Raw genomic sequence first — 19370 nt, 5'->3', positions numbered from 1 at the left:
TTGTGAAAAGATGACCTGTAGCCCATGCTGTGCTTTCGTTAAAATGTATATCTTCGGGTTATGAAGCGCAGAAGCAAGAACTTTTATATCCGCAAATCGCACCGTTACCTGGGGATCGTACTCGGGGTGCAGTTCCTGTTCTGGACCCTTGGCGGATTATACTTCAGCTGGAATGACCTCGACGAAGTACACGGCGACCACCTGCGCCGGGAGCGAAGCTATTTTTCAGGGAATATGAACCTGGTATCGCCGCAGGTGGTGCTCGATGAGCTAAAGGCAACAGCGCAGCTGGATTCTGTGCACTCGGTGCAGCTCATAGAACTGCAGGGTGCCCCTGTTTACCAGGTGCGCTATTTCGCCGGAGAAACGGACCTCGATGCGCATCAGGATGGAGGCCACAGTGGTGGGCATTCCGCTGCCCCGAAGGTGCAGCTGGCACATGCAGAAACGGGGAAGTTGCTCGCCCCGCTAACAGAGGCAGAGGCGGTACAGGTTGCCAAAGGCCAGGTGGCGGATCCGCAGGCCGTTGAGAAGGTGGAGTACCTGACCGAGGCAGGAGGCCATCATGAGTACCGTGGCAAGCCCTTGCCTGCCTGGGCCATAACTTTCAGCCAACCTGACCATTGCACCGTGTATGTGTCTGCGGAGATGGGCACTTTCCAGGCAATCCGCCACAACCAATGGCGTGCATTTGACTTTCTTTGGATGCTGCATACCATGGACTACGAGGGCCGTGACAACTTCGGAAACATACTCCTGAAAGCCTTTTCCATATTGGGTCTGCTCACAGTTCTTTCTGGCTTTGCACTGTACTTTGTATCTTCGCCAGCCTTCCGTAAAACAAAAAGGCAGGCAAAGCAGTCGATAGTTTCACCCCGGTAGCACGTGCAAACATGCGATGGTGTGAAACGGAAGAGCCCGGCCAGCAGTACTGCTGGCCGGGCTCTTCCGTTTAGGAAAGGGTGGCTTACCTGAGATTCGCTGACAGGTGAACTTTACCAGCCAATGCCATAGTCCTCGCCATGGTTGCTGGAGCCGCCCCAGAAGCTGTTATGTTTCCAGTCGAAGTATATGGCGTTGATCGGCCCGCTGGTGCGGTCGTCAAAATCTAGGGTGTAGCCCATTTTTTTCAGCTGCGCCCGCACCTCTTCCGGGGTGCTGTCGTGAAGGAGGATGTGGCCTGGCTTAGGCTGGCGGTCTTCCGTTTTGGTGCCGCCCAACGATAGCCACAGCTGGTTCGTGTTGAAGTTAGCCGCCTCGGCTGCCTGTTGCACGTTCATTCCGAACTCCACCACGTTCAGGAAGAACTGCAGCAGGTTCTGGTCCTGCGTGTCACCGCCCTGCACGGCAAAAGACAGGTAAGGCTTGCCGTCCTTTAGCGCCATGGATGGGGTTAAGGTAACGCGCGGCCGCTTGCCCGGCTCTACCACATTAAATGGGTTTAGCTCCTTGTCCAGCACAAAGCTTTGCATGCGCTGGCTCATGCCAATACCGGTATTGCCGGCAATAGTGGCAGGCACCCAGCCGCCGCTCGGCGTTATGGATACCACCCAGCCTTCTTTGTCGGCAGCCTCAATGGTCGTGGTGCCTCTCCAGAGCCGGTCCTGGTACTCCACCATAGAAGAGCCGTTGCGAATGTCGTGGGTAGGAGCGAAGTTGCGGCGGGTGGTGTCCAACTCGAAGCCACGGGCTTTCAGCAATTGCAGGTAAGGGTTTTCCTTCCCTTCAAAAGCGTAAGGGTCGCCGGGGCCGATCTTGGCGTCATTTTTATCGAACTGTATCAGGCCTGCACGCTGCTTGGCGTATGCCTCGCTCAGGAGGCCTTTCATAGGTTCCTGCGGTGCAAAGTAAGGGTCACCGTAGTAGAAGTCGCGGTCGGCAAAAGCCAGGTTCATACTTTGGTAGACCGTGTGGATGTACCTGGCGCTGTTATAGCCCATGCCTTTCAGATCGAAGTTCTCCGAAATGTTCAGGGCCTGCAGCATGGCCGGCCCCTGCGTCCACTGCTGCAGTTTGTACACGTCAATGCCTTTGTAGTTCACTGCCAGCGGCTCTTCCTCCAGCACCTGCCATTTGGCCAGGTCCTTCATGGTGATTAGGCCGCCCTGTTCTTTGCTGCCGCGCACAAATTCCCTGGCAATGTCGCCTTTGTAGAAGCGGTCATAAGCCGCCATAATGGCTTCTTTCCGGCTTTTTCCCTTCTTGAGCGCGGCGCGTTCGGCCTCTACTAGCTTGGTAAGCGTTTGCAGCAGGTCTTGCTGCACGAAGATCTCGCCGGCCTCAGGAGCTTCCCTTTCCTCACCCAGGTGCGTCAGGAACACTTTCTTGCTATAAGGCCACTGCTTGATCCGCTCCTTGTTTCGCTCTATGCTGTTGGCTGTCTGGGCCTCCATAGGGTACCCGGCGGCCATTTCCATGGCTGGGGCCAGCACTTCCTCCAGGCTCATGGTGCCATAGTTTGCCAGCATGTGCATCAGGCCCCCGGGTGTGCCAGGGGTGGTCGCGGCCAACGGGCCGTACTCTGGCGGAAAGTTATAGCCTTTGCTCCTGAAGAATTCTGGTGTGGCTCCCGTTGGGGCAACGCCCAAGGCGTTGATGGCAATTACTTTTTTGGTATTGGGGTTGTAAAGGAGCGCCTGGGTTTCGCCTCCCCAGCTCAATACATCCCACAAGGTGCAGGTGGCGGCTAACATGGTACAAGCCGCATCCACCGCATTGCCCCCCTTCTGAAAGGTCATGGCTCCTGCTGTGGCCGCCAGCGGCTTCCCGGTGATGGCCATCCAGTTTTTGCCGTGCAGCACCGGCTTCTGCGTCTGCTGTGCTGTTGTCGAGAAAGTGACTGCTATCAGCAGGGCAAGTGTTATGATTCTTCTCATAATTAGGAAGGGTGGTTTCACGAAAGATAAGTACAAAAATTTTTAAAATAAATCGGCCTCTGAGTTTATACCCGCACGTCTCTTAGTTCTGAGGAGACAGGAGCCTAAGCAAAGACAAGTATAAATATACATGCTTATTTATTGGCTTAAATAAATATAAAATATAACGTTAGATATGGTTTAGCGTAATGAATAGAAGGATAATAAGGATGAGTAAAGGGTTGTAAGCTAGCTATTTATTGGCTATAGTTTTACGTGTTCGATATTTTTTGGAAAGGCCACAAAATGGATGTGCTTAAAAGGCATAATGTAAAGGTTAGCGGGAAGGGCAAGCAGCCTATGGTGTTTGCCCACGGCTATGGTTGCGATCAAAACATGTGGCGTTTTGTAGCTCCTGCCTTCGAAGAGAAGTATCAGGTGGTGCTGTTTGATTATGTGGGGGCCGGTAAGTCGGATGAGTCTGCGTACAGCAGGGAAAAGTACAGCCAGCTGCAGGGCTATGCCGATGACATTCTGGAGATCTGCCATGCGCTGGAGCTGCGGGACGTGATCCTGGTTGGACACTCCGTGAGCGCCATGATAGGCGTATTGGCGGTTCTAAAGGAGCCGGACCTTTTCGAAAGCCTGGTCATGGTGAGCCCATCTCCCTATTATATCAGCGAGGGGGATTATGTGGGTGGGTTTAACCGGCAGGACATCAATAGCCTGCTCGACACATTGGATAGCAACTACCTGGGCTGGGCCAGTGCGGTGGCGCCGGTCATTATGGGTAAGCCAGAGGAGCCGGTGCTAGCCGAGGAACTCAGGAACAGCTTTTGCAGGGCAAACCCAGAAATAGCGAAACATTTTGCCCGTGTAACATTCCTGTCTGATAACCGCTCCGACCTTCCTAAGGTAGGCACCAGGTCTCTCGTGCTGCAGTGCACGCAGGATATAATCGCTCCTCCTTCGGTAGGGGCGTTTGTGCACCACGCCATACCTGGCAGCGAGTTGGTGATGCTTGATGCCTCAGGCCATTGCCCCCATATGAGCGAGCCAGAACAGACCATTGCAGCCATCAAAGAATTTTTAGCGCATCCGACTGGTGGTAAGGGTAAGTAGACATGAGCTTGTGCAGCTTGCCCAGGAAGGGTTGCTGGAAGAAAGCGTAGAGGAGCTTTACGATAACGCTCCTTGCGGGTACTATTCTACACTCCCTGACGGTACGTTCATCAAAGTGAACCATACCTTCCTGAACTGGCTAGGCTATGAGCGCGCCGACCTTCTCTACATTAAAAAGATCCAGGACCTGCTTTTGGTAGGTGACGCGATTTTTTACGAAACGCATTATTACCCGCTGCTACAAATGCAGGGTTTTGTGAATGAGATAAATTTCGCATTACGCTGCCAAAATGGAAACATGTTGCCGGTGCTGCTGAACACAACGCTCGTAAGAGACACCAAAGGCAGACCAGCAATGTACAGAACCACTGTCTTCGATATCACGGACCGGAAGAAGTATGAACTGGAACTGCTAAAGGCCAAGCAGAAGGCAGAAAAGGCAGCACGCGTTAAAGCAGAGTTTCTCTCCACCGTGAGCCATGAGGTAAGAACTCCTATCAACGCCATTGTCGGCATAGTGCACTTGCTGCGGAACACAGGCCTTACGCCCCAGCAAGCGGAATATTTAAGTATACTGGAATTATCGACGGAAAACTTACTGAAGTTGATCAACAACATATTGGACTTCAGTAAGATAGAGGCGGGCAAAGTGTCTCTGGAGGAGGAGGTTGTAAACATACGCGAGCTGGTGGGCAGTGTCGTGATGGGCTTTGAGCCCAAAGCGGAAGAAAAAGGGCTGACGCTACAGGCTATGATTGGGGAGGATGTTCCCCCGCTGCTGCATGTAGATTCTCTGAAGCTGGTGCAAGTGCTGAATAACCTGATCAGCAATGCTATCAAGTTTACTGAGCAGGGGAGTATTAAGGTGAAGCTGAGGCTAAAGGAGCAGCATGCCCATCGTGCATCTCTGTTGTTCAAAGTGGTGGATACAGGTATGGGCATTCCGTCAGACAAGCTGGAGAAGGTGTTTGAAGAGTTTGAACAGGCTGACGCTAACATAAGCCGTACCCACGGAGGAACTGGTTTGGGGCTGGCCATCAGCCAGCGTTTGCTGGGCTTGTACGGCAGCAAGTTGCAGGTAGAAAGTGAGCCCGGCAAAGGCTCTTGCTTTTATTTTAGCCTGAACCTTAAGATAGGAGAAGCAACCCCTGACGTAAACCGGCAGCAGGACGAGCCAAAGTCTGCCCGGGGGGTGCGGCTGCTTTTAGTTGAGGACAACAAAATCAATATTTATGTGCTGTCGCAGTACCTGACCAACTGGGGCGTACGTTTTGATGTGGTGGGCAATGGGCAGCAGGCCCTTGAAATGGTGTCGGAACACAATTACGACCTGGTGTTGATGGACCTGCAGATGCCCGTGATGGACGGATATGAGGCGTCTAGGAGAATAAGAGAAATGGAGGGCGGTAAATTTCATAACCTTCCCATTATCGCACTCACTGCCTCTGCCCGATCTGACTATGAACGTAAATTGGCCGCATCTGGTATTAACGGCATCCTGGCAAAGCCCTTTAACCCCAATACACTGTACAAGCTAATCGCCTCCCACAGCAGAGCCCCTTCGGCAGCTCAGGAGGGGGAGCAGGTCTTGCCCCAACCCAGCGAAGGTTCAACTAGTTCGTTTGATCTTTCCTCTATAAACGACCTGATGTCAGATGACCCCAAAGGAATGCTGGACTTGATTCAAATCACAATCGGCACCTTGAATGAGGCAGACAGGGCAGTGGCGACAGCTATGAAAAATCAGGACCAGGAGCAGTATGCACTCTGGGTACAGAACATTGAAACGTGCCTGGTGCTGCTGCAGGCGAAGCAACTCTTGGCGTGCCTGGAACATGGGCTGGAATTGCTGCGGTCTCCGCACGTAGCCCCGGAGCAGTTAGAGTTGGAGGAGCATCTTATTGGAACGCACTTCAGGATTGTTCTGAACGGGCTTGATGAAAGGCTAAAGCTTTTAGCTTCCTAAGAACTACCAGATAACAACGGTGAGCAGCAGGGTAATAGCGCAAAAGCATACAGGAAGTTGGGTAAACAGGTGGGAGGGAAACGAAGGGAAAGTATGCGACTGCCCAAAGGAGCCATTTTGCCGATCCTTTATTTTTTCATAATTTAAAGAGTGCGAATGTAAAAGGAATATTTTTCACGAATCAGAAGGGAGGAACGATGTCACAGCAGATCTGGAAATATGTGGGCGGAGTGTTAGTTATGGTGGCGGCGCTGCAACTGTGTAGCCAGCAGCAGATCATGACGGCAGGTGGTATGGCCGCAGGCGAGGCGAAAATGAATGCTTTGAAACCTGTGTTTTCACCGCCCCCGATGCCTGCCGCCCTTAATTTTGCCGGTGAACCGGTACCGCTGCATGTGCCGGATGTGGCGGAGCGGCTGGACCGCGAGCTGCTCGTGAATTCCTACCTGCATGCCACAACGCTCCTGGGCCTGAAGCGCATGCAGCGGTACGTTCCAGAGATCAAGGTCCTGCTGAGGGAAAATGGCATTCCCGAGGACTTTGTTTACCTGGCACTGGCCGAGAGCCTTTTCGGCCATGTAACCTCTCCGGCCGGGGCCGCGGGTTTCTGGCAGCTGATGCCTGATACAGCCCGCGGGTACGGGCTCATCGTGAACGGGGAGGTGGATGAGCGTTTCCATGTGCAGAAAGCTACGCTTGCCGCTGTACAGTACCTGAAAAGGGCTAAAGAACGGTTTGGCTCCTGGACCAATGCGGCAGCGTCCTACAACAGAGGTATGGCTGGCCTTGCCCGTGCGCTGGAGCGGCAGGGAGTTGATTCGTATTATGACCTCTACTTGAATGATGAGACTTCGCGTTACATGTTTCGCATCCTGGCGCTGAAAGAGGTGTTGGGCAATCCCCAAAAGTATGGTTTCGAAATGCACGAGGATAATGGTTATAAGCCCCTGCCGTACCGCTCCGTAAAAGTTACCTCCTCCGTTGCCGACCTGCCCGCCTTTGCCCTGGAGCAAGGCACCAACTACAAATCGCTGCGCTTCTACAACCCCTGGATAAAGGGGTATAGACTAACTGTGCCGGCAGGAAAGGAGTTCGAGTTAAAGCTGCCACAGGAGGCCATGTAGGCTCAGCAGCAGATGTTGCTATCTTGTTAACCGGCCCCTCTTCGCGTGCCTTCAGCTATTTGTAGGAGTGATGAAGGACTTGGGAAGGGGAGCCGCAGAGGCATAGCCCCCTGTCCGTAGAAAGAAAGTTCTTGTTTCCCCAGATCCTTACCCTACCCTTACTGTCTTTTTTGTGTGAGCACCGGTGCAATATGCTGCACTAGCTTGTGCTGTTGCTCAAGCACGGCAGCCCAAACCTCTTTAGCTTGGTTACATCGCCAGGGCAGCAGTTTACGGCCTTGCCTCAGGTAGTGCACCGGTAACGGCGCCGCGCTGCATGCTAACAATTATATTGCTGTATTTTGCTTCTTAGAAAGGAAGAAACCTGTTGTTTATCAAAAAGTTATGAGTTTGCTGTTTTTGTGTTGAACAGCATCTTTTAGAGGGTGAAGCTGTTCAAGTGGATGGCGAAGGTACTATGTACAGTGACATTGGCTTAAAAAACTGCTTCGTAGGCGATAAGTCCCTTGAACTCAGCGTCTTTTATATTGGTTGGTCGGTTGTAATCAAGCGGCGACAGCCTTGGGTACAGATACACTTGAGCATAAAAGACCATATGTTAACAAGGGCATACTCATGAAATACAAGCGCATGTATCCAGAGAAGACACCTACGTTTAAACCAGGAACTGCTCTAAATAATTGTAAGAAAAGGTCCAGGAGTAGTTAGCTCCTCTCGCCGCTCGGGTGCCACTTTGTTGGTGTTGAAGGCAGACCTAGACTATCGCCGCTTCAGTTTATGAGACCTGTGGGTAATCGCTACAGGCAAGCATCAGATCTTTTAGCCGGATCAGTATATTTCATTTCAGTAAATCCCATTTAATTGCTATGAGTGAAGGTTTTCTGTCGCTACTTTATAGCCCATCCAGAAAATACTTGCTGGCAGACTGGCTGCGTCCGGTCTCTAGTGAGGAGTATAGGCAAGGCATTCGGTTTATCGCGCTTTCTATTGCTAAACTGCGTGTTCAATACACGGTAATCGATCTCTCGAAAGTAGGGGTGCCGTCGGAGGAGGATCAGCACTGCACATCTGTGTTTCTGAAGCAGGCACTCCATAACACATCCCTTTGCCGCAGCGCAAGAGTACTCTCCGGCGACGCCCGGCAGTGGTCAGCCTACGCACGGGTGGTGGAGGACACCGAGGCGCTCCCTTATAAAACAAACGTTTTTGGAACCGTGGAGAAAGCACAGGCCTGGGTATTAGAAGACAAGCCCAATGCCGACGCCGTGCCAGAAGATTTTATGTCTGTGCCCATGAGCAGCAAGCCAAAAGCTTTGCGCGCCCTGCTGCAGGCTTTGCCTCCGCTAGAGGTTATCGACAGCAGTCCTGCCGTAAAAACTGAGGCTGTACAGGATGTTGCTGGGCATGAAGTGTTACGCCTGACTGGTTTCCTGCAACTTTCGAAGGAGAAGCAGAGCAGCCTGTTGACTCTCAGATGGCTGAGGCCGGTACAAAGCAGGGAGTACCGGTATGGGGTTCTGCTGGCCGGTAGAGCGTTGATGGCACACAAGCTGGAGCGCTTACTGGTGGATAACAGGCGCCTGGGGATTCCGTCTCTCGAAGATCAGGCCTGGTTGACGAACGTAAGTATAGAGATTCTGGCCAAGAGCAGGCTAACACGCATGGCGATCATACCTTCTTTCGACTGGCTTCAGCAGATGGCAACAGAGGCCGTGGGCTGTAAAATAAAAGGAGCCGTTCCAACCTACTTGTCCAGCTACTTCTTAACCGAAAGCGAGGCCCTGGAATGGCTGCAGGAAACTATGGCGCATGCACAGTAACCGTAGCTACCTAAAAACAGGTGTAGCCCACGAAAGGGCGACGAGTTTATGAAGCTATTTCGCTTCAAGGCTACAGAAACGGAGGGCACTGGTTTTCTACTTGCCCTACCTGTATAAGCGCAAATCTATTGGCTTTGGGAAAGAGAATGATTACCTGTTTAGGTTGCGGAACTGTTCTGGTGTAAGGCCGGTGTGCTTTTTAAAAAAGCGGAAGAAATAAGCGGCATCGAAGTATCCTAGTTCTGCCGCAATTTGTGAGGCTGTGAGTTCTGAGTGAACCAATAGCCTTTGCGCCTCCAGAGACAGGCGGTCCTGCACTAGCTCGTTGGTGGTTTTTCCCAAAGCCCCCTTGCATATCTCTTTTAAATGCCTGGTGGTTACATGCAGTTGTTCAGCATAAAAAGTAACAGGCAAATGCGCTTTATAGTGCTGCTCCACCAGGTCTTCAAAGTTCTGTAAAAGCGACAGCTCTCCACCTTTTACTTCTGCTTTTGTTCCCTTGGTTTGTTGGAGGCGTGTTAGGCTTATCAGAAGGATGTCCAGGTGCCGGCTTAACATCTGGTTTCTCATCAACTCATTTCCCGCATATTCCTTCTGAAGTGCCTGAAAGGTGAGCGCAAGGCCATGTGTTTCCTCTTCAGATACAGTTAGCACAGGGTGGTTGAGCAATGGATTGAAAAAGGGGTAGTCAAACAGTTTTTTGTGTGAAAACTCCTTTAGGTAAAACTCCGGCGTAAAGAAAACCACAAACCCATCCGCATCTTCGGAAAGCACCCAGCTGTGCACCTGGCCCGGCACCATGAAGAAGAACATGTTGGGCTTTACCTCATATTTCTTGAAGTCTATGGTGTGTGTGCCGCTGCCCTGGGTGATGAAGAGGATAATATAAAAAGTGTGCTTGTGCGGTTGCTGGGTAAACAGGTGTTCCTGCAGGTGAGCCGCCAGGGAGCTGGCATAAAAATACCTTTCTTTATGCGCCAGGGCATTAAAATCCTGGATCTGATAAAGGGGTAAATGTTGCTTTGACATAGCTTAGCTAAGAACTCGTGAAATGTAGAGGTTGTAAAGAAGCGGAAAATTAATGAAGAAAAACAAACCGTTATTTGGTAAGTTAATGCTACGTAAGCGTCCGGCCAATGCCCTTGCTGTGTTTGGTGGTAAATGAGAAGCATGATATGTAGGCGTAGAGAAGGGGCCGCCATATCTTGCTAGCGCGTAGGCAGACGGTACATGCGGGTAAAAAGTCCAATCAAACGGACTTTTTGTCCCGTGAAGAAGCCGAATCAACCTTGTATCTTTGTGATATAGATAAAAGCAAACAAGAAACATGAGTGAGCGAAAGTCAATGGTGTATGGTATCCTTGCTATGAAGTGCCCTAGGTGCCGTGAAGGTGACATGTTCTCCACACCAACGTATAGCACAAAATTCGCAGATATGAACAAAGTTTGCCCTTGCTGCGGGCAGGATCTGGAGCAGGAGGTAGGCTATTATTATGGGGCGATGTATGTCAGCTTTGCCATAAATGTGGCGATCTTCCTGGTATCCATGTTTATCCTGTATCAGTTTGTGGAGGAGCTAACTATGGCGATGATGATAGCTGTCGTTGCCGTGGTTGTAGTCGGCTTCTTGCCGCTTATTTTTAGGCTATCCCGGGTGCTATGGATCAATATCTTTATCCGGTATGAAGGGCCCTGCAGCCAGATCCCTAAAAAAGCTCATTAGCATATAAGGTTGCCGCAAAGCACCATGAAGCATTTTTTACTTGTACAAAGGCCTTCCACAGCGTTGATGGCCTTTGTACAAGTATGAGCTGCCTGGATAGGGACGCCGAGGTGCTCTTATACTTTGTTTCGCCAAAAGAAAGGAACATGTATAGTAGCAAGAGCAGCTAAATCTATCTAAAGTCATCAGGGCCTGCTTTTGCTACTTATGCCCTAACTCCAGGCACTCCTTTGCCGATTTGCTCACTCCGCGCCAGTGCTGATTACCTGAGCCTTCCATAACGGCTTTGGCCGCTGCCCTTTTGGGGAAGCTAATTTTCCGGGCTAGCAGGAGAGTGTAAATAATACAATACGCCCGCTGTGCCTACCTCTGTGCATCCGCCTAGCATGGCAAATTGTGGCAAACACTTCAATAGTGTTATAGCCTATACTCACCGCTTCCTTGCACCTTGCTTCATAGCCTCCCATTTTCTGAATAATTTCTCTGGATCTGGCCCCTTATCACGCCATTCAGGATGATGACAATTGCCAATTTACACCATTGGAATAGTTTGAAGGTATAGATGAAGCTTAAATTGCGGGTGCTTTACAGGAGATCATTGCTTTGCGATGGGTTAAGCTGTGGAGGAGGGGCCAAGCTGCATGTGCTAACGCGGTTGTTTTCTGTACTTTGTTCCATCTAGAGGAGCCATTTAACCTTATTCAGGTATAGGGGTCTTGCAGAGGTGTAGTGTTCAACCAGATCAGCAAGGGAAACGGCAGAGTAATAAGTATAAATACCATTTATGTTACAGGAGGAGATCAGTACAATAACAGACGTGAACGGCCAGGGGCTTTATGTGGAGTACCGGAGGCAGTGTGCGTTTTGCCCGACCATTGTCTTTCTGCATGATTCCCTGGGGTGCGTGCAGCTTTGGCGCGACCTGCCACAGAAGCTTGCGGAGGCAACAGATTGCAATGTGCTGGCCTATGATCGCTTAGGCTACGGCAAATCCGACCCGATGCCCACGCATGAAAGGCCTACCAATTACCTGGAATTAGAGGCAGCAGTGCTGAACGATCTGCTCAAAACTTTAAATATTGAGGATGCCATTCTGTTTGGGCACAGCGACGGCGGCTCTATCGCCTTGATTGCGGCAAGCAAGTACCCAAAGCGTGTTAAAGCTGTGGTATGCGAAGCCGCTCATATCTTTGTGGAGGATGTCACACTAGAGGGAGTTAACCAGGCGGTGGAATCTTACAGAACAACCAACCTATCTGAGCGGCTGAAAAGATACCACGGCGATAAGGTGGAGGCTATCTTCAGGGCCTGGACAGAAACCTGGACACGGGGCGATTATAGAAACTGGAACATCGAGCATTTCTTGCCGGGCATTAGCTGTCCTCTTCTGTTTGTCCAGGGCTCTTTAGATGAGTATGGCACGGTGGAACAGGTAGAGAGGACAGTGAAACAGGTTAGTGGCAGGGCAGAAAAGTATATCATCCCTGGGGTGGGACATACGCCCCACAGGCAATGCCCGGAGCTGGTGATTAGCAGAGCATCAGCGTTTATCAAACAGCTGTTGGATGCTTAAGCAGACCATAGGAAATGCAGCCTCTGATAAAGAAAGCTGTTTTTACTGAGCCTGTTGATCCAGTCTAAGGAATGGCTAGGTGCGCTTGCTGTAGGGCTCGCTTGCTATACTTGTTACGGTACTCGATTGGCGTAAGCCCAGTAATTCTCTTGAAGATTGTGCGGAAAGCTTTGGTATCGGTATAGCCCACATCAAACATCACCTCGTTTATGTTCTTGCTGCTGGTTTCTAAACTTCGCTTAGCAGCTTCGATCCTTATGCGCTGCATGTACTCCAGCACTGTGTTGTTGGTGGCCTTAAGAAACCGGCGTTCAAAGCTGCGCCGGCCTATGGCTACTTTCTCTGCCAGCTGGTCTACTGTCAGCTTATCGCTGTAATTGTTCTCGATATACTTTTGTGCCGCTCTGACGGCGGCATCGTGGTGAGCTTTCTGGCCCTGAAACAAAGCAAATGCCGCCTGACTGTTACGGTCTATGTCTATAGCAAAGTATTTGGAGGCCAGTATAGCTGTTTCGCGGTCGGTATACTTCTCCACCAGGTGGAGCAGCAGGTTCCAGTAAGAATTGGCCCCGCCACTGGAGTACAGCCGGTTTTCTTCCGTCACAATGCTTCCGTCCACTACCTCCACATCCGGAAACATCTGCCTGAACTCGTTGATGAAACCCCAGTGGGTAGAGCATTTCTTGCCTGCCAGCAAGCCTGTAGAAGCCAGCAGGAAAGCACCCACACAAAGCGAGGCCACCTCGGCCCCTCTATGGTACTGCGCCACAATCCAGGGAACAAGGTTTTGGTTTGCAGCCACAGCGGAAGCCATATCGCCAGCCAACGCAGGTATGATAACCAAATCTGTTTGAGGCACATCTTTCAGCTCCTTGTCAGCATGCACCGTAAAGGTGCCGTGGTTTAACTCGATCTCACTTGTAAACCCGACAAGCTGCACATGGAAGAGGGGAGCTTTACCTGCTGCAGTCAGAAACTGGTTAACGGCAGCGAACAGGTAACGCGGATCCGCAATGGCCTGCAAAACAGAAGACTCGGGGACTAAGATCGACACACTTTTCATACATCCAATATACGGATTTGCTGACGCAGATCACCCTCTATTTGTCGTTTTTGCACAGCCTGTTTATCAAATAAACTTGTTTAATTTGTTATGTTGAAAGTATGAATGGAGGAGCGGTAAAACAATGTGAATCACAAGTATGAACTGCATCAACTCAACAGAAAACCACCAGAATAGATGAATATGAAAACCATGGAAAAAACTACTATTACCGTAGAAACGACTGTTAACGCACCGGTAGCAAAAGTATGGGCCTGCTGGAATGAACCACAGCATATTACCAACTGGGCCTTTGCTTCGGATGACTGGCATGCCCCGCATGCGGAAAATGATTTACGGGAAGGCGGGGAGTTTAAAACTACAATGTCAGCCAAAGATGGAAGTATGTGCTTTGATTTTGAGGGCGTTTATACTTCCTTAAAGGACCAAGAACTGGTGGAGTACGTTATGCCTGACGGCCGAAAGGTGAGCATCACTTTCCGGGGAAATGACACTGCCACTGACATTGTGGAGACCTTTGAAGCAGAAGACACGCTTCCGCTGGAACTACAGCAAAACGGTTGGCAGGCCATCCTGGAAAACTTTAAAAAGTATGCCGAAGCCAACCAGCAGAGACTGTAAAGGGGACATGAAAACGAGTGAGAAAGTAACAGCTACACTACATAAAAAGGCCTTCAGCTAACGCTAAAGGCCTTTTTACTGGGCCCATGGAATAGTTGCCGAACATTTTCCAGAGCAATTTAGGTGCTTTGGTAGCGTAGTCAGGGCTAGTTGATGAGTAGAAGAGGGCATGAACCCTACACTGCCTTTTCAAACTAAATCCAGCTATCAAACCGAAGCGCTCCAGACTTACTTCATGCAATGCCATACATAGCTTCTATATGGCGGCAATTTGCCCAATCGTGTTTACCGACTACCAGTAACTTTTCAAACCTACTATAGCACAGCCACAGGGCTGGTTTCTCACCCGCCGCGTAGGCTTGAAAATCGTTTGGAAGCAGTACTGGAAGAGAAGCGCAAACGCAACGGTAGCCTGGTTGCTTTTCTGCTTGTAGCCTTCTCCTGCGGTAAGTGCTAGTGATATACCTTCACATAGTTTTGCGCACCAGGAATTCTGGGCTGAAACTCTTAAAAGCCTTGTCCTTACAACAGTCGCAGCAAGGCAACTCTTTTTCTGATCACCAACGGCATAGTTCTAGCCGCTGCAGCAAGTAAGAGGAGCCTGAAATAAACCCAAACGCCTTCATGATTAATATTAACCGGTTTGTAGACAAAAAATCTGCTTATGTCGTATAGTTTATATAATAGCTTGTATTGCATAGTACTATGTGTTAATTTAACATCACTAATTTAGCTTTTATGTCACAACTGTTGGAGAGCACATCGCTCCCAATAACATGGATATATGAGTGCTTCTTTGTCTAGGCCTTTGCACCTCAGAGGCAGCCCCGAAAAAAACACAGCTAACAAAATAAAACTATGACACTGCAAATTACCAACATCACCAAAACATACCCCAATGGGGTTCAGGCGCTCCGGGGTGTCACGCTCCATGTTCCCAATGGCATGTATGGCCTGTTGGGGCCAAACGGGGCTGGCAAGTCTACGCTGATGCGCATCTTGGCCACACTGCAGGAACCAGACAGCGGCAGTATCCATCTTGATGATATAGATGTACTGAAACAGCAGGACCAGGTGCGCCAGACACTGGGCTACCTGCCGCAGGAGTTCGGGCTCTACCCAAAAGCAAAAGCAGAGGATTTGCTCGATTACTTCGCCGTACTCAAGGGCATCACCAACCGGGCTTCCAGAAGAGAAGTGGTAGAAGCCTTACTGAAACAAACTAACCTTTGGGAGAAGCGCAGGCAGAAACTCGGCAGCTTCTCGGGGGGCATGAAGCAACGTTTCGGCGTGGCAGTGGCCTTGTTGGGAAATCCGAAGCTGATGATCGTGGATGAGCCAACGGCAGGTCTTGATCCGGCAGAGAGAGTACGTTTTCTCAATTTGCTGAGCGAGTTAGGAGAGAACAGTGTGGTGATTCTATCTACCCACATAGTAGAGGATGTAAGCGAGCTGTGCACCCGAATGGCCATCATAAACAAGGGGCGAATTCTGCAGGAAGGGGAACCTTTGAAAGCAGTACAGGAACTGCATGGGATGATCTGGCGCCGCATTGTGGAGAAAAGCAAGCTGCCAGCGTTGGAGCAGGAGCATCAGATCATTTCTACCAAACTGCTCAGCGGACGAACTGTAGTCCATATCTACAGCGAAGAAGATCCGGGCAATGGTTTTGAACCAGTGACCCCTGATCTGGAAGATGTGTACTTTACCACCATGGCAGGGCATACTGGAAACCATAAACCGGAAGTTGCCCTATGAAGCTTTGGAAGATTTTTCGCTTTGAGTTCGTCTACCTGATAGGGCGCATCTCTACCTGGCTCTATTTAGCAGTCCTTCTCGGTTTCACATTAATGATGGACCTGCTTATCACACCTGGCGACGGAGTGTATGTGAACAATACATTTCACATCACGGCAATTACGGTAATTGGCAGCTTTATCTGGTTGGTAATGGCCGCTGCCATTGCTGGGGAAGCAGCAGCACGGGACGTGCAGACGCGGATGCATTCCCTTACATACATCACCCCGGTTACAAAGCTTGACTACCTGGGTGGGCGATTTTTGGCAGCCTTTGCGGTAAATGCACTGCTGCTACTCTCTTTGCCGCTTGGTGTGCTGATCTTCTTCTACATGCCGGGAATGAATACCGATGAATTTGGCCCATTCATGCCTTCGGCTTATCTGAATGTTTACTTCCTGATCTTATTACCGACTGCTTTTACAGCAACGGCGCTACAGTTTACCTTTGCTGTGCTCAGCCGCCAGGTGATGGCCAGTTATCTGGCTAGTTTGTTACTTGCACTTGTCGCTCAGGTTGTGGCCATCACGGTTGCAAAACTTTTCGGAAACTGGGACCTGGTTAAATTACTGGACCCGATAGGTGTCTCCGGTATAATAGGCAACGAGCTGCAAACCTGGACGCCAACTGATAAAAATACCCGGCTTATAACCCTGGAAGGTATGTTTCTGCTGAATCGCGTCTTGTGGGTTAGCGTGAGCGCTGGATTATTGTGGTTTACCTATCTCCGCTTCAGCTTTACTCACCCTGCCACCAACAGCTGGATGGTTCGCTTTATGCGGCGGTCAACAGCACAGGCCAGCCCCACTGCTGAAACGACCATAGTTAGAGCTGCCGCCATTCAGGTGCCGCAGGTGCAGCGACACTTCGGCTTTGCCACTTATTTCTTTCAGACGCTTACGATTGCACGGGCATCTTTCAGGAAGGTAGCCAGGCACCCGTTTGGGTTTTCGTTGGTGGGTGCTATTGCCTTGCTCTCAGCTGTATTCAGCGACAGAATCATGACTCAGTTTGGGATCCCGCTGCTCCCCACTACCCCGCAGGTGATAGATTACCTGACTGCGCCGGTCAGCAACATCAGTACACCTTGGGTTGTCATTCCGCTACTCATCCTGTACTTCAGTGGGGAGCTTGTATGGCAGGAGCGAGAGGCAGGCCTAAGTGATATAACAGATGCCATGCCCGTACCGGAATGGGGCCTGTTAACAGGCAAGTTTCTGGGGTTAAGTTTAATCATCGTGGTATGGATGGCACTGCTGCTGGCAGGCGGTATTGGGATGCAGGCAAGGCTGGGATATAGTAATATTGATCTTAGCCTGTACTTGCAGGTTCTCTTCGGGATTCAGCTCATAGACTACCTGCTCTTCGCGCTGCTTGCCCTTGTGGTGCACGTCCTGGTCAATCAAAAACACATTGGCTACCTGCTGGTGCTACTTGTATTCAGCTTTATGGCCTATCCTTCCACATTCCGGGTGGAGCACAACATGCTCATTTTTGGAGCAGACCCGGGATGGTGGTACACCGATATGCGTGGCTTCGGACCAACTCTTGGGCCGTGGCTGTGGTTTAAGCTGTACTGGGCTGCCTGGGCTTTACTGCTGGCGGTTGTGGCGCGGCTGTTTTGGGCACGGGGAAGAGAGCAAGGTATGAATTACCGACTAAAGGTAGTGCCGCGCCGTTTCACACCCTCCACCACCTGGGTTGCCATACTTGGTACAGGGCTGCTCCTTACTTTGGGAAGCTTTATTTTCTATAACACCAATGGACTTAACGAGTATCAGACTGCAGCCGATATACTTGAACGGAAGGCGGAATACGAGCGGCGCTACGGCCAGTACAGCAACACCCCGCAACCTCAGCTCACGGCGACCAAGCTGCACGTTGAGATTTATCCCAACCGGCAGCAAGCGGAAATACGGGCAGCTTATACCTTAGTGAACCAGCAAACAGTAGCCATAGACTCTATCCATTTAGGTAGTGTTTCGGGCGTAGTGCCTGCAGAAGTGGTCTTTAGTCAGCCAGCGGCCGGCGTGTTGTTGGATGAAGAACTTAGCCACTACATTTATGCGCTGGAGCAACCACTGCAGCCAGGAGATTCGCTGCAGCTAAAATTTGTGGTGCACCACCAACAGCGTGGCTTCCAATACAACGGCACGAACGCGTTGGTGGTGGAGAACGGCACCTCCTTCACAAACTATGACCTGCTCCCTTCCATTGGCTATCAGCGTTACAGGGAAATCAACGATACCGTCCTTCGGAAAAAGTATAAGCTTGCCGCGCGACCTGCCATACCTTCGCTCTACGATGAGGCGGCGCGCCAAAAGCCGTTCGGTACAGATCAAAACACTTTTGAAGCCATTGTAGGCACGGCAAAGGAGGAGATAGCCGTTGCGCCGGGTGCTTTGCTCCGTACCTGGACAAAAGGCGGTCGCCGCTACTTCCACTACAAAACAGATACTCCTATCGGAGGGGAGTTTGTCGTTTTATCTGGGAAGTATGCGGTGCAGAAAAGCAAGTGGAACGACGTAGCCATCCAGATTTACTATTATCCGGAGCATGCCCAGAATATTGACCGCATGCTTCGGAGCGTAAAAGCTTCACTGGCATACTTTACAGAGCAGTTTGGGCCTTACCCTTACAAGCATTTCACGGTGGTGGAGCGCGCGGGCTCGGGGGGTGGCGCGAGTGCGGATGGAAGCATCGTCTACTACGGAGAACAGTATGCCCTAATGGCTCCCGATGACAGTCCGGATGGATTTGACCTTCCGTATTATATTCTGGCGCATGAAGTGGGGCACCAGTGGTGGGGAATGGCTCGGTTAACCCCTGCAAATGTGGAAGGAGCCGGCGTTTTGATTGAAGGGCTTGCGGTATACTCCGGGATGCAGGTGCTGGAAGAAACTTATGGGGACAGTCATATGCGCCAATACATAGACTACCTGCATTCCTCCTATGAAATGCCACGCTCCCTCGCAACAGCGTCCTTGATCAGGGCAAACGAAGACTTTTTATACTACCGAAAGGGTGGACTCGCCCTGCATGCCCTGAGTACGTACGTTGGAAAGGAAAAGGTAAATGGCGCGCTTCGGCAGCTGCTTCAGAAACGGACTTCAGGAGAGATACCCCTGCCCACCACGTTGGATCTATACCAGGAGCTAGAAAAGGTTATCCCGGACTCCTTGCATTACCTGTTACAAGACCTGTTTATGAAGAACACGTATTGGCGCCTCAAGACAAAGCAAATGGCAGTGGAGCAAACAAAAGCAGGCGACTGGCTGGTAACGTTGAAGGTGCAGGCTCAGAAGGTGGTGGTGGACAGTACTGGCTCAGAGAGAGATGTGCCGATGAATGATTGGCTGGAAGTCGGCGTTTATGGGGAAGGCAAAGGGTTAAACGAGCCACTCTACCTTCAGATGCACCGTATCCGGTCTGGCGAACAAACCATAAAAGTGAGTGTGCCGCAAAAGCCTGACCGTGGTGGTATTGATCCGAACCACCTGATGATCGACCTGAGGCTGGATGATAACATGATGCAACTAGACGGGTAGTAAACTATAATTCCGCGTGCCGTAACAGACTTTCATCCTTGTTGCCAGGTATGGTCCTATCCAACTTTTACAACAGGAAAGAAGCCCTTCACAAAGTGCGGCGGCCATTTTTTCCGTCTTAACCTGAGGTACGTTATATTAAAACACACTATAAATGA

At 50.6% G+C, this 19370-nt stretch carries 13 protein-coding genes; 10 read left to right on the top strand and 3 right to left on the bottom strand.

From position 1 onward, the window contains the following. The first annotated feature begins 60 nt into the window (after positions 1-60). Positions 61-882 carry a hypothetical protein gene (locus PXG97_RS03110; RefSeq protein WP_276496254.1) on the top strand — a complete coding sequence of 274 codons (822 nt, stop codon included), beginning with the start codon at positions 61-63 and terminating at the stop codon, positions 880-882. Positions 883-995: 113 nt separating this feature from the next. Here the strand turns inward: PXG97_RS03110 and PXG97_RS03105 are convergent, their stop codons facing one another. Then, positions 996-2876: a gamma-glutamyltransferase family protein gene (locus PXG97_RS03105; protein WP_276496253.1), complete on the bottom strand. Its 1881-nt coding sequence runs from the start codon at positions 2874-2876 to the stop codon at positions 996-998. Positions 2877-3161: 285 nt separating this feature from the next. On the opposite strand from PXG97_RS03105, the gene PXG97_RS03100 reads away from it, so the two are divergent. The 4 genes from PXG97_RS03100 (at position 3162) to PXG97_RS03085 (ending at position 8887) form a co-directional block, all read left to right on the top strand. Further along, positions 3162-3977: an alpha/beta fold hydrolase gene (locus tag PXG97_RS03100; RefSeq protein WP_276496884.1), complete on the top strand. Its 816-nt coding sequence runs from the start codon at positions 3162-3164 to the stop codon at positions 3975-3977. Positions 3978-3987: 10 nt separating this feature from the next. Then, on the top strand, positions 3988-5943 hold the full coding sequence (locus PXG97_RS03095) for a PAS domain-containing hybrid sensor histidine kinase/response regulator (protein ID WP_276496252.1): 1956 nt from the start codon (positions 3988-3990) through the stop codon (positions 5941-5943). Positions 5944-6140: 197 nt separating this feature from the next. Beyond that, complete coding sequence (locus tag PXG97_RS03090) at positions 6141-7067, top strand: lytic transglycosylase domain-containing protein (protein ID WP_276496251.1); 927 nt, start codon at positions 6141-6143, stop codon at positions 7065-7067. An 866-nt stretch (positions 7068-7933) separates the two neighbouring features. Then, a complete protein-coding gene (locus PXG97_RS03085; protein WP_276496250.1) occupies positions 7934-8887 on the top strand; it encodes a hypothetical protein in 954 nt (317 codons plus the stop codon). A gap of 150 nt (positions 8888-9037) precedes the next feature. Here PXG97_RS03085 and PXG97_RS03080 read toward each other — a convergent pair whose 3' ends face one another. After that, the gene (locus PXG97_RS03080) at positions 9038-9916 is read right to left on the bottom strand and encodes a helix-turn-helix domain-containing protein (protein WP_276496249.1); all 879 of its coding nucleotides are present in this window, start codon (positions 9914-9916) and stop codon (positions 9038-9040) included. Positions 9917-10322: 406 nt separating this feature from the next. Here PXG97_RS03080 and PXG97_RS03075 point away from each other — a divergent pair, with 406 nt between their 5' ends. Then, positions 10323-10610 (top strand): DUF983 domain-containing protein, encoded by a 288-nt coding sequence (locus PXG97_RS03075; RefSeq protein ID WP_276496248.1) that lies wholly within the window; start codon positions 10323-10325, stop codon positions 10608-10610. A 784-nt stretch (positions 10611-11394) separates the two neighbouring features. Next, positions 11395-12183, top strand: coding sequence for an alpha/beta fold hydrolase (locus PXG97_RS03070; protein WP_276496247.1), 789 nt, complete (start codon positions 11395-11397; stop codon positions 12181-12183). A gap of 64 nt (positions 12184-12247) precedes the next feature. Here the strand turns inward: PXG97_RS03070 and PXG97_RS03065 are convergent, their stop codons facing one another. Then, positions 12248-13246, bottom strand: a complete 999-nt coding sequence (locus PXG97_RS03065) for a GlxA family transcriptional regulator (protein WP_276496246.1) — start codon at positions 13244-13246, stop codon at positions 12248-12250. 192 nt (positions 13247-13438) lie between these two features. On the opposite strand from PXG97_RS03065, the gene PXG97_RS03060 reads away from it, so the two are divergent. The 3 genes from PXG97_RS03060 to PXG97_RS03050 all read left to right on the top strand — a co-directional run bounded on the left by PXG97_RS03060 (position 13439) and on the right by PXG97_RS03050 (position 19212). Continuing rightward, on the top strand, positions 13439-13867 hold the full coding sequence (locus tag PXG97_RS03060) for an SRPBCC family protein (protein ID WP_276496245.1): 429 nt from the start codon (positions 13439-13441) through the stop codon (positions 13865-13867). A gap of 858 nt (positions 13868-14725) precedes the next feature. Next, complete coding sequence (locus tag PXG97_RS03055) at positions 14726-15625, top strand: ABC transporter ATP-binding protein (protein WP_276496244.1); 900 nt, start codon at positions 14726-14728, stop codon at positions 15623-15625. Further along, entirely contained in the window at positions 15622-19212 is a 3591-nt protein-coding gene (locus PXG97_RS03050) for an ABC transporter permease/M1 family aminopeptidase (RefSeq protein WP_276496243.1), read from the top strand. The genes PXG97_RS03055 and PXG97_RS03050 overlap by 4 nt, the downstream gene beginning before the upstream one ends. Positions 19213-19370 lie beyond the last annotated feature (158 nt).

The organism is Pontibacter litorisediminis, assembly GCF_029360645.1.
In the GTDB taxonomy this organism is placed as follows: domain Bacteria; phylum Bacteroidota; class Bacteroidia; order Cytophagales; family Hymenobacteraceae; genus Pontibacter; species Pontibacter litorisediminis.
Note: the sequence above shows the minus strand (reverse complement) of the source record. Positions and strands in the feature narration are given on the sequence as shown.